The organism is Pseudoalteromonas sp. MB41, from assembly GCF_020966275.1.
GTDB lineage: Bacteria > Pseudomonadota > Gammaproteobacteria > Enterobacterales > Alteromonadaceae > Pseudoalteromonas > Pseudoalteromonas lipolytica.
Genome location: NZ_JAJJZF010000036.1, coordinates 17,909 through 28,704, shown reverse-complemented (window position 1 = coordinate 28,704; position 10,796 = coordinate 17,909). Strand labels below are relative to the sequence as shown.

The following is a 10,796-nucleotide window of genomic DNA, read 5'->3' as shown; positions in this document are numbered from 1 at the left end:
TGAATGTGCAAGATTGCTTGCCAACGCGATCATCTACTTCAACTCCGCGATACTGAGTCATCTGCTGGGACACTTTGAAGCGAGAGGAGATGAAGAGAAAGCGGGTATCACTCGTGCTGTTTCGCCCGTTGCGTGGCAAAATATCAACTTAAGCGGAACGTATAACTTCACTAATACTGGGAAATTGCCCAATATTGGCGAAATAACAAGGCCGATAGTGGATGATTAGGCTCCAAGCTGAAAGTAAACCACCTCCGCAGCCATTTATTGGTGTGGTCTACAGAGGATTATGTCTTTTTAGAGGGGAAAATCCCTAGAACCCCTTATTGGTTCGTCGAATGACATGTGGTCACAAACTCTGCCATTTATGAAAGGGTATAAGAAGGAACTAACTAAATTCAGACGCTCTCCCAAACAAGTGTACAAAGGCCATAATCCAATAGGGAAGCTCATGGTATTAGCTTTGCTGATAGCAATGACAATTCAAATGGCGACGGGCTTAATTCTGGCAGGGACTGATATTTACTACCCACCGTTAGGACAGCACTTTGTTAAAAGCATTGCGGTTGACGATACTCAACTTGATGTAATCAAGCCTTATTCAAAAGTTAACGTTGACGATGAACGTTATAAGGATCTTAGAGAATTTCGATCCCCCATTATCACTGCTCATGTATACGCATTTTATGCCCTAATAATACTTATTCCATTGCATATACTAGGTGTTATCGTTGCTGAACAAAGAGAAAAATCAGGGCTGGTTTCAGCAATGATCAATGGTTATAAGTTTCTACCCGAAAAATCGAATAATGACTAAACTAAATTTAAGACTCTTAGTTTATATAGGCTATCAATACGAAAGACAAAGGGAGGTCTTTCTTTTTGGAGTTGAAAACCTTTGGGTTATTGCTTACAAGTGAAAATTGGCAAGTTATGCAGGATGAATATTCCTCGTCTAAAGCAGCCAATAGTACATTTGCCCTAATTTGTTTTGGAGCGAAGGCGAGTCATGGCTATAACTCGTTGATGGGTAATTATGAGTTAGAATCGAAAGACGCTTTGTGCGAAATATAGCCATACAGCAATAGCTTCACATCTTAAATTCAATAATAAAGCCCGACACTCAATTAACTTTTTTTGTTCATTTGCATCTGCCAATTCAAAACTCTAAATAGAGTATGTGTGATTAGCAGTTAAACAAAATTAGTTAAAGTCTCTGACACATCGCTGTCATACCATTCGAGAAATGGAATCTTGTTTAGTGGCGGGAAACCCTATCGTAAACAGGGTTCCTTTTCCAACTTATGAGCTGCATTTAATTTCACCGTTGAGCTTGTGAGTCACTAGGTTGTATAGAATGTGAAGGCCTAGCCCACTGCCACCACCATGTCGGTTAGTAGTATAAAATGGTTCAAATATTCTTTTCATTTGGTCTTCACTCATGCCAACGCCATTGTCGCTTAACTTAATGTTTATCCAGTCACCCTGAGTATCGATATCGCATATTAGCTTGAAAGTGCCGCTACTGCGGGGAAATGCATGGGTTAGGGCATTACTTACTAAATTACTAAATATCTGTGCCATTGTCTCAGGGTCAGTAACGATAGCATGTTCTTTTCCAGTGATTTTGACTTCCGCAGTTACTTGACCCTTTTTCAATTGTTGGGAATAGCTAGAGAGAATTTTTTGAAAATATTCACTTAGTAACAAAGGCCTGCTCTCGTCTATGTGTTAATCGACTGCAACTTGCTTGAAATCTTGAATGAGATTTGCGGCCCGCTGCATACTAGATAAAACAAGTTCAGTATTGCTACGAATCTCGTCTAACGAAGATTTCAGCCGAGTTTTTGTTATCTTACCGGACTCCATGTTAAGTAATAAATTTCCAATCAAATAGTCTATTTGAGAAGCAGCTGTGAGTGATATACCAACAGGTGTATTGACTTCATGGGCAACACCAGCGACCAAGTTTCCTAAGCTGGCCATTTTCTCTGATTGAATCAACTGTTGCTGAGTTTTTCTCAACACTTCTGCTTGATGTTTTAACATCATCTGATTGAAGGCGAACGCTAAATTATCTTTATCACTTCTGGGAATGATGGTTATACTATAATCCCCTGATGTAAATGCATTAATTGCCGATTCACTCTGCTAACTTCATCGCCTGTATCCTCGAAACTCACAGGTAAGGTTGCACTATCCCCCGATGCTAATCTATCTATCACTTCTGTAGTTCTTTGAAATCGGCTATTAAATTTTCGACCTATTCTCAATACCACGATTAAAAGGATAATAAAGCCTGCCAAACTGATAAGTATCATGTCGGCAATTTGTCTGTAAATCGGTGATAATATTTCGTTCTTTTCAGCGCCTATAATTACCAACCAGCCACTTAAGGGCATCTCAACATGAGTAAATAACAACTCTTGCCCATTGTTCAATGGAAAGTTGACGGTTTCTGACTCACTGTCTGAGAAACGGGAAAGTAGGGCAGAATAAGGTGTTTGCATAAATGACTTGGTGATAAGTTCGGATTCGGTGGAAGCAACAATATTGGCATTATTACTGAGTATAAAAATGCTTCTATCGGCAGCAATGTTAAGCGCTTTGTTTAGTATTTCGTTTAAGGCCATATCCACGCCCGCGATACCTTTGAACTGACCATCTATCACAATAGGGTAGGTAAATTCGACAATTTGAACCCCTTCATACCAGTAAGGCTCTGTTATGGTAGGTCCGTTCTGATTTTGCGCAGCAAGTGCTTTTGGGCCTAGATAGCATTCACTGCTTTCAATATCAACAAGAGGCTCAAGTCGCTCACTAATTGAAGAATTTTCATCCCGCTTCCAATATGGAACGAATCGTCCTGTCTCTGACAAACCTAAACGCACCTCCTCGGGCGCTACTTTCAAATAGCTTAAATCGAATTGATCAGCATCTGGTTCGTAACCAAAGTAAGCAGCTTCCAGGAATTCGTTATTAATTATAATTGATTTGGCAAAGGCACTACTCTGTTCTCGACGGCCAAAAAGACCATGATGCTGGGCATCTGCCATAGTTTTGGCAATTTGTAGCGCACTAAAGTTTTGTTTATTAAGCTCTTGTGAAAGAAGATTGGCTTGAAAGGCAAGTGCTTGCTTAGTATTCGTCAATTTTTGTTCTAACGTTTCTGAAACCCAGAAATAGAAAGTTGAAAAATAAAGCACTGTTGAAGGTAAAAGCACATATAACAGAAGTTTACCTTTTAAACTTTTGGTAAATAAAAGTGTTTGCGTTTTCTGCATATGGCTTTCTCAAGACAAAGGTTTCATTAGCCCAGTACTACTATAAAACAGTATAACTTTGATGAAGTTAGCTGAAAGATAGTCTAGAATCTCTCAAAGAGCAAATAATGTGCAATCTCCAATGATTCTCATTGACTTAAATTTTAATGCTATTTTTGAGGCTTATACCTCCATCATAGATATCTCGGTAATATTTCTGGAAACGTCTTCACAATACTGTACTTTGCTCTTGTGTCGTACCCGCAATATAAACACTCTCGACTATAAGCCCTGACTCTTGACGGCTACCTGACAGCAATAAGTTGAACTTTGACTGAATCTCCTCAGTTGCATCGTGTGTTTGGCTCTCTAATGTTCTTACTTCATAAGCAACAGTCCCCCTATTCGCCGGCTTTGCAGCTTCTATCGCAGCTTCTATCGCAGCATTCAGTTCCAGTAAATTGGTTTATAAGGCAATTCCTTGAATGACAGATAAAATATCAATAAAACTTCGCTTTTTGCTCTAACTTATTCATTGTTATTTTTACTTGTTCTGAGCTATGCGCAACTTTGCCAATTGTGGCTGCGGTGTTCTTTATCACTATGTTGCCTTGTCATCATCAACAGCATATTTATGATTAACCTTGTCAGTAAAGCTCGTGGTATAATACAAATCCTTGTAAAATTTATCTGGGGCTTTCTTTTGCCAATAAAGTCTCTATAGATAACAAGCGGTAGGTATCCGGAACTATTTGGCCCATAACTGATATTATCTTTCCCACTATATAGTATTTGCTATTGACGGGCCTCCACTACCAGGGAGTAGCTCCCAGCCATTGCTTTTTGAGTATTTTCTGGTGAAACCAACCAGGAGTATAGCGAGTCAAATCAGATTTATTGTCTTAATTTAGGTTTTATAAAGCGGAACCCAAGTGCTCTCAATTCATAACGTATGGAATCTAAGGAGTCGTCATATTTTAAAGCATTTTAATTATTACTCCATTTTTGATAAGTGCTTGTCAAATAACGCTCAAAGCCGCGGTGTGTATAGCGTGTCCAGCAAGCGGGGCAATACAGTTTAAGCCCGAATTTCATAGACGGCCTGTGTCACCTTCATATATATGTAAATTTAATCTCATATACAGGGTGGGGAAGCTCTCAAATAGCCATGGATTCTGTTTCCGCGAATTTCAAAGGCAGGCTGAGTAGTTCACTTTGTTGCCTATAATTAAGTAGTTGGTTTGAGTTGTCCGCATATAACCGCAATTTTCATTCCATCGTATAATTCAGAAACGAGATTCTCCTTTTCGTACGATAATTTTATAGTGCGAACGTCATGCATCATTCTGCCGATGTCATTATACTAACCTCAAAATCTATTCATTCACTACATACAGTCTTTTGATTAAATAATTGTAATGTTCAGCTTCACTTGTTGTCCTGATACAACTCTTTAATGGTGAGATCTTACAAGGCTCATCACCGAATACAATGATAGGTACATGGCCATAAAACATAACCGTGTTAGTGTCATCAGTGAAAGAAACGTTCAGCTTAGGTGTTATTGGTAAAGGTCTTTTCACCTTGATAAATTCGCCAGGTTTTGATTTCACTAATTCAATTTCTTTTTCAACCCATGGCGCCCATTCAGATCTAGTTTTACCTGAAGGTGGGTTATCTTTACTGCCGGCTAAATACTTAAGAAACTCTTCTTTGTTAATAGTTCTCATACTATTTTTGTTACACCAAGTAAAACCAACTCGTTTAACTGGGCCATCAGCAACTTTGATCAGCCTGTATATTTGTAAGGTAATAGCGTTAGGGCAAATTGATTGTATTAGCTCTCGCTTTTGACCTTGATTGAGTTTGCTGCTGTTGATGAGCTCTTTTATTATCACTTTTTGTAAATTACATGCATCCACCAGCTGTGAAGCTGATTGATAATGAATTGGCGCCAATTGGATAAAGCCAGGTAGTCTAAAAGGGTATTTAGGTGAGTGGTTATAATCTGGCGTAAACCGGGCAAAAGAACCTGTGGCCATACTTAATGCAGTAAAGCCGGTATGCTTTTCAGGGATTACTAATTCCCAGCCACTAGTATCGGACATATCACCAGCTGAAGCTGGTAACTTATAGCATTCAGCATGAACCACCTCACATTCATGAAGGAATTGGTTAAGTGCTTCAGTCGCACTAACTAATTGGTTAAATGCAAACGCAACATCATTATACAAAGACATAGGCAATTCAATTAAGCGGTTAATTTCTATACCATCATACCATTTATTGTATATAAAGCACACACCTCAGCATCTGCGTTTTTGTCCTTTGTTTAATTTAATTTTTCTTTTATTTATTTTTATCTTCTTGAAGTAGGGCGCAATACAATCGGGGCTATTCAATGGCACTATGGGTGGGTGAGTATTGATTATAGCTTTTAGTATGATGGTATAGATTTAATGTTAAAGTAGCCGGAATTCCGAAACAAGGTATCCATATGAAAATAACAGTGGATATTTTATATCCTACAAAATGCTTGATAAACTGTTGGCATTTGCAATCTCATATCAAAAATTTATGCGAAAAAAAATTCCTGCTCCAGTTATTGCTGTTTTATCAGATAATCTGCATGAGATAGAGTCACACGTTGGATTAGATAACCTATTTACCTATGCTGACGCACCAGGAGAACCGCCTGTAGGGTCTAAGCAAGTAAAAATACAAGCTTGGTTACGACGAATTAATAAAGAATCTGATTTTCCACTTAAAATTCTAGGGAAAATCATTGAAGAATACATGGAGTTGTCTGATGAATTAGCTCAAGATAGCTATCAATGGGGAGTAAATATTACAGCGCAAAAGCAAGAGCTAAAGACTAAATTAATAAAAGTCTTTGAGCGTTGTAATTTAACATACATCAATGGGGGGACAGTTTCAGACGGTAGTTCAGCTCCCAGCAAATCATTATTGGAGGTAATTAAAGGGCGTGATATCCCTTCAATAGAAGCTGAGTTTAACCGCGCATTAAATAATGTAAATTCAGCCCCACGAGACGCTGTTTCCGCTGCATGTAACATATTAGAGTCAATCTTTAAGGTATACATTGAAGATGAAAAATTACTGTTCCCCCAAAAGCAAGATCTCCAAGGTGTTTGGAAAGTAGTAAGAGATGATTTAGGTTTTGACACTAAACTAGTTCAAGATGATGATCTAAAGAGGATTATTTCTGGGATGTTGTCAATTGTGGGAGGCATTGGTGCATTTAGAACGCATGCAAGCTCAGCGCATGGGGAAGGACGCAAGGTTTATAATTTGAAACCACGCCACGCTAGGCTTGCTATTCACTCTGCGCATACTTTAGCATTATTTGTCCTCGAAACTTGGGATGAAAAAAAGTCAAAAAAGCCTAAGAGTGTTTAAGCTTTGAATTAGCCGTTTAATGCTTGCGTTCTAAATGGCCAAGATTTGAGCCGCTGGAATAGAAAATGTATTCTGCATGGGAAGTTCTATTTCTTATTTCACTTTTAGGCCGATTTCGAATGGGCCGTGAAGCCCATAAATGAGTAAATAGAATTCTTAATGGCTACACTGCGGCAAGGGCAGCTTGATACTATTAAAATTGGGTAGGGTATTATTAGAAATCGTTAAAGAAAGAGTTTTATCTGAACCAATAATTTTTATAAAGCCAGACTCTCTATCTAATGTTTTTAGGCCCGTAAAAAATACCTCAGCAAACCAAAGAGCTTTGTCTTTATCCAATGTAAATCTTTTAGCTACATCTCCTCCAGCACCTCCAGCACCACTATAACCAATTTCTACAACGTAATATTCTTTCATATTTACCCTCTTATTTTAGATTAATTACTTTTTTACTATTGAACCACAAAGTTGGCCATCACGCTCAGAGTAAGAAAATTTAAAATTTTGAAACTCAGTAGATACCACTTTTATATTCTCAAGTTCAGCTGAGTAAGTGTCATTCAATAGTTTTTCCTCTCCACTTATAGTGTTTAAGGCCGCATACGTAGTAAGAAGATCCACTTTTATTTGCTTTTTGATTGCAGCTCTATCATATGATAATGGATAACATGCAGTATTATCCCCAGGGATAATTGCTGCAGCTTCGCTAGATAAGCACGCTAAGATTATTGATATTAGTGCTGTACTATTTTTCATTGTAAGTCTTCCACATCGATCATTTAAATCTAAGATATCACACTCTTAAAATCGCGCTATTTTCCAGAATTAAACAATTTAACAGGGCCAAAAAGCACAGTTCCTTGCTTTGAGTTCAATAGAGGCAATTTCAAAGTAATGATTAAGGGTGTGTAAAATTCAAGTGGCAAAGTCATGCCGTATCGAAAATATGAATTCAAGCTGCAACTTACAATAGATAATGAAATGCAAAGTGAAATGTAAAATAACCCGCGAACTGGGCTTTGTTTCTTTTTAATGAGTAACATCTGAACCTCCAATTAACATCACTCAATGATAAATACCAATAGAACATATTAAGTTTGTTTTTAATTAAAATTTCGCATTTTTAGGCCAAACAAATTTGAGAGTTTGTATGCTTGCTGAGAGTACAAGTAGGCAAAATCTAAAAGCGGAGATTGAAGTACTTAGTCAGCCATCGTAATGATCTATAGGCATACCTTTGCTGAGAAAAAGACCGCCAGAAATTATAATTTTAATGAAGCTAATGACATTTTTAGTGCTATTTTCGCCACACTATGACTCTTTCTCATCTAAAACAGACGTATATTCTTCTCCTCAAATACCCTGGCAAAAGATAACAGTTGGCCACATAAAAGCAATAATAAAGGACTATTGCTGGTAAACTCTCAGTACATTATTATTAAAATAGATGTAGTAGTTAGAGTTGGATGTTTATATGGGAGCCTCGCCTATAGCCTTAATGAGCTTATTATTCTGCTTCATATTTTGGGTGATTACTTTAACTGTATTCTTAAAGCGTGAATTTATTCGTTCTCTTGCAATAGCGCAGCGCGTCAGAAAGTTGGTTCAAGAGTCAATTCAACTGGAGGTCTACATGAAAGGACTGCCAGTTAATGATGAGCGTTCTGCTGTATTCCGTAGAATTCAAGAAATTAAAGCTGAACTTGCTGGAATAGAAGGCTTTCCTCAAAAGAGTAGTATTACCCCAGCCTATGCATCCAAGATTGAGCTTAAAAATGTTGTTAATTTAGCCAGCTACAAACGCAGAGCTTAATATGGAACATATAAATGCATTTGTAATTTCTTATAACAAGTTATTTACTGCAGGAGCTAGTGACTTCTTTTTTAAATACTTGATGAGCTTTTCAGGCTTACTTTTTGTGGTTTTCTGCCTAACTATCATTAAAGCCTACTATAAAAAAACATCATTCTCACACATGTGTTTAGTAACATTCGTTACAATATCCTATTTATCAACTGATTACTTAATGGCTCTGGAGTACTCAAGAGAAGGCGGTGGTTTTATAGATGGTATAGTCAATATGTATTTGATGTTCTCACTTTTTGATAGCATTACAGCGCTTATCATTGCCTTATTATTTCCTTTTATAAGGAAGGGTAAAGGGTACTCAGGTGCTTCAGTAATTACAATGTGTATCTTTTTGATAAATTCTGTCTTGCATCTAATTTTGATGTTAAATTATATTACGCAAAATTCCCTTAACCCATATTTAGGCTTTTTTTATTCCATTACTGTAAATATAAACGACTTGATATTACTTAGTGCATTTCTGGCCCCAACATTTATCGCTAAAGTAAAAAACCTTTTCACGGAAAAACTGTTTTTACGCCAGTCGGATTAAAATGGCCAGAGTCTTTCTGGCCATTTTATTGCTAATTTGATTTTTTCTAGGCTGATTTGGACGGTTTAGCTTTAATCGTTAGAGCATCTTCTAATGAAGTTTTAATCTTTTTAGTAATTGTTGGAACAAAAGTAGGATCAATAATGCCGAAATCCGCACTTTCCTCTAATGAACCTGCAACTATTTTATTAACAGTTTCAAGAAGCTCTTCTGGTCTAACATCTTCTAGGCTCGTGTTTTCATTTATGTTCAAAAGAAGGTAGTCCAGGCTTACATTTTTTTTAATTGCAGTAGTTAAAATAAAATCCCATGGCATAGAAGGGCGACTCAACCACATTTTCATAGTGCTCGCATTATGCCCTAAGGCGCGACGTCCATTTTCATCTTCAATTTCATGTAGCTCATCAACACCCCACACCTGTTTGCATCGTTCTAAAACTTGCGAGACGTATTTTTTCTTTGAGTCATTATCTAGATTTTTAAAGTATGTATCAGCCATGTTTGGTTGTTCTTATAAATTCACTACATTATATTCTAACAAAAAAAGATAAATTTAAAATGAACAAATAAAAATATGTTGATCCTTGTCACATTTTGTTAGGCAATAAACTTATATATTTCAGTGAATTGTACCAAATAAAGACAATCAAGAACAAAAGATTTGAGATTAAAACAAATTATTTAATACATCCTCAAATGCCTTTGAATCTTCATCTACAATATACATTGCAGTTGTAACTTCTTTAGAATGGCCAAGCAGTTTACTAATTCTGCTTATCTTTACGCCTTTTTCATCGAGCCAAGTCGCGTATGATCGTCTTAGGGAATGGGGAGCAACAGTGTTATATTTTTTACAAAGTTCATAAATAGCGCTGCCAGTTAAAGGGTTACTATTTTCAACATCAATATTTCCACTACGTGGCACTTTGACAAATAAAGGACCAGGCTCTATGCCTCGAACGTTCAACCAGTCTTCCAAAGCAATTTTTGTAATAGGGTGGATCGCAACATATCTTTCCTTATTACCTTTACCAATAATCTTCAAATACTGAGTATTTACTGTAACTCTATTTTCGCTACTAAGCTCTAAGACTAATGATGAAATTTCTATTGTGGCCAACTCACTTCTTCTTAACCCGGTACCAATTAAAATATGAAAAAGCGCCAAATCTCTAAGCATTTTATTTCTATTAGTTGGGTTTGAGCTTGCTATTCTCTCCAAAAGCCCTTGGAAACTAGAACGAGAAATTACCTGATGTTTTTTTATTCTAGAGCCGGTTTCTCCTTTCACTTTTAGAATACCGTCTAGCTGCAATCTAGAAATCTGCCCTAACAAATAGGCATGCTCACACACACCCTTTACAACGGATACATATAATGAAATCGTTTTTGGAGATAGTTCCTTGGCTTTTAGGTTATGGATAAGGCTATTCAAATCAGTTGAAGTAATTTCTGCCCATTTAATTTCATAAAAATCTGCGTAGCCGGTATGTTTTGCAATTGCTTGCAAACATCGAGTGACGGTCTCTTTGGATGTATCCGCCGCCAAAGAGTTAACATAATTAAATATCGGACATTTAGGGTTTACATAAATCTCATTTAATTTTTGTTTAATCTTGGTAGCCGGTAATTGAGGCTGTTTTAAATCGATAATCTTTTCCAATCTGCTGTTCATAATTTAAATTCATACGAAAACATAAGCACTGTACAT

At 37.0% G+C, this 10,796-nt stretch carries 13 protein-coding genes; 5 read left to right on the top strand and 8 right to left on the bottom strand.

The annotated features are described in order from the left end of the window. A partial coding sequence (locus LPA49_RS20775; protein WP_230237715.1) for a Tn3 family transposase occupies positions 1 to 229 on the top strand: 229 nt, incomplete at its 5' end. A gap of 114 nt (positions 230 to 343) precedes the next feature. Then, entirely contained in the window at positions 344 to 817 is a 474-nt protein-coding gene (locus LPA49_RS20770) for a cytochrome b/b6 domain-containing protein (RefSeq protein WP_253109353.1), read from the top strand. Between the two features lie 485 nt (positions 818 to 1,302). Here the strand turns inward: LPA49_RS20770 and LPA49_RS20765 are convergent, their stop codons facing one another. The 4 genes from LPA49_RS20765 to LPA49_RS20750 all read right to left on the bottom strand — a co-directional run bounded on the left by LPA49_RS20765 (position 1,303) and on the right by LPA49_RS20750 (position 5,497). After that, positions 1,303 to 1,710, bottom strand: coding sequence for a sensor histidine kinase KdpD (locus LPA49_RS20765; protein ID WP_230237714.1), 408 nt, complete (start codon positions 1,708 to 1,710; stop codon positions 1,303 to 1,305). Positions 1,711 to 1,731: 21 nt separating this feature from the next. Beyond that, the gene (locus LPA49_RS20760) at positions 1,732 to 2,052 is read right to left on the bottom strand and encodes a histidine kinase dimerization/phospho-acceptor domain-containing protein (protein WP_230237713.1); all 321 of its coding nucleotides are present in this window, start codon (positions 2,050 to 2,052) and stop codon (positions 1,732 to 1,734) included. Between the two features lie 50 nt (positions 2,053 to 2,102). Next, complete coding sequence (locus LPA49_RS20755) at positions 2,103 to 3,284, bottom strand: hypothetical protein (protein WP_230237712.1); 1,182 nt, start codon at positions 3,282 to 3,284, stop codon at positions 2,103 to 2,105. A 1,355-nt stretch (positions 3,285 to 4,639) separates the two neighbouring features. Continuing rightward, positions 4,640 to 5,497 (bottom strand): DNA replication terminus site-binding protein, encoded by an 858-nt coding sequence (locus LPA49_RS20750; protein ID WP_230237711.1) that lies wholly within the window; start codon positions 5,495 to 5,497, stop codon positions 4,640 to 4,642. 298 nt (positions 5,498 to 5,795) lie between these two features. Between LPA49_RS20750 and LPA49_RS20745 the strand changes: the two genes are divergently transcribed. Continuing rightward, positions 5,796 to 6,683, top strand: coding sequence for an abortive infection family protein (locus LPA49_RS20745; RefSeq protein ID WP_230237710.1), 888 nt, complete (start codon positions 5,796 to 5,798; stop codon positions 6,681 to 6,683). A gap of 156 nt (positions 6,684 to 6,839) precedes the next feature. Here the strand turns inward: LPA49_RS20745 and LPA49_RS20740 are convergent, their stop codons facing one another. Both LPA49_RS20740 and LPA49_RS20735 read right to left on the bottom strand, forming a co-directional pair. Then, positions 6,840 to 7,100: a hypothetical protein gene (locus LPA49_RS20740; protein ID WP_230237709.1), complete on the bottom strand. Its 261-nt coding sequence runs from the start codon at positions 7,098 to 7,100 to the stop codon at positions 6,840 to 6,842. A gap of 24 nt (positions 7,101 to 7,124) precedes the next feature. Next, positions 7,125 to 7,439, bottom strand: coding sequence for a hypothetical protein (locus LPA49_RS20735; RefSeq protein WP_138534046.1), 315 nt, complete (start codon positions 7,437 to 7,439; stop codon positions 7,125 to 7,127). Positions 7,440 to 8,145: 706 nt separating this feature from the next. Between LPA49_RS20735 and LPA49_RS20730 the strand changes: the two genes are divergently transcribed. Continuing rightward, on the top strand, positions 8,146 to 8,496 hold the full coding sequence (locus LPA49_RS20730) for a hypothetical protein (protein WP_230237708.1): 351 nt from the start codon (positions 8,146 to 8,148) through the stop codon (positions 8,494 to 8,496). Position 8,497: 1 nt separating this feature from the next. Next, positions 8,498 to 9,085, top strand: coding sequence for a hypothetical protein (locus LPA49_RS20725; protein ID WP_230237707.1), 588 nt, complete (start codon positions 8,498 to 8,500; stop codon positions 9,083 to 9,085). A gap of 46 nt (positions 9,086 to 9,131) precedes the next feature. On the opposite strand, the gene LPA49_RS20720 is transcribed toward LPA49_RS20725, so the two are convergent. Both LPA49_RS20720 and LPA49_RS20715 read right to left on the bottom strand, forming a co-directional pair. Beyond that, a complete protein-coding gene (locus LPA49_RS20720) occupies positions 9,132 to 9,584 on the bottom strand; it encodes a helix-turn-helix domain containing protein (RefSeq protein ID WP_230237706.1) in 453 nt (150 codons plus the stop codon). Between the two features lie 168 nt (positions 9,585 to 9,752). Beyond that, the gene (locus LPA49_RS20715) at positions 9,753 to 10,760 is read right to left on the bottom strand and encodes a site-specific integrase (protein ID WP_230237705.1); all 1,008 of its coding nucleotides are present in this window, start codon (positions 10,758 to 10,760) and stop codon (positions 9,753 to 9,755) included. Positions 10,761 to 10,796: the final 36 nt, after the last annotated feature.

What these genes read in the sequence shown, in the direction of transcription:
- LPA49_RS20770 (WP_253109353.1), top strand. Translation starts at nt 344, where the DNA reads ATGTGGTCACAAACTCTGCCATTTATGAAAGGGTATAAGAAGGAACTA.
- LPA49_RS20760 (WP_230237713.1), bottom strand. Translation starts at nt 2,052, where the DNA reads ATGATGTTAAAACATCAAGCAGAAGTGTTGAGAAAAACTCAGCAACAG.
- LPA49_RS20755 (WP_230237712.1), bottom strand. Translation starts at nt 3,284, where the DNA reads ATGCAGAAAACGCAAACACTTTTATTTACCAAAAGTTTAAAAGGTAAA.
- LPA49_RS20745 (WP_230237710.1), top strand. Translation starts at nt 5,796, where the DNA reads ATGCTTGATAAACTGTTGGCATTTGCAATCTCATATCAAAAATTTATG.
- LPA49_RS20740 (WP_230237709.1), bottom strand. Translation starts at nt 7,100, where the DNA reads ATGAAAGAATATTACGTTGTAGAAATTGGTTATAGTGGTGCTGGAGGT.
- LPA49_RS20735 (WP_138534046.1), bottom strand. Translation starts at nt 7,439, where the DNA reads ATGAAAAATAGTACAGCACTAATATCAATAATCTTAGCGTGCTTATCT.
- LPA49_RS20725 (WP_230237707.1), top strand. Translation starts at nt 8,498, where the DNA reads ATGGAACATATAAATGCATTTGTAATTTCTTATAACAAGTTATTTACT.
- LPA49_RS20720 (WP_230237706.1), bottom strand. Translation starts at nt 9,584, where the DNA reads ATGGCTGATACATACTTTAAAAATCTAGATAATGACTCAAAGAAAAAA.
- LPA49_RS20715 (WP_230237705.1), bottom strand. Translation starts at nt 10,760, where the DNA reads ATGAACAGCAGATTGGAAAAGATTATCGATTTAAAACAGCCTCAATTA.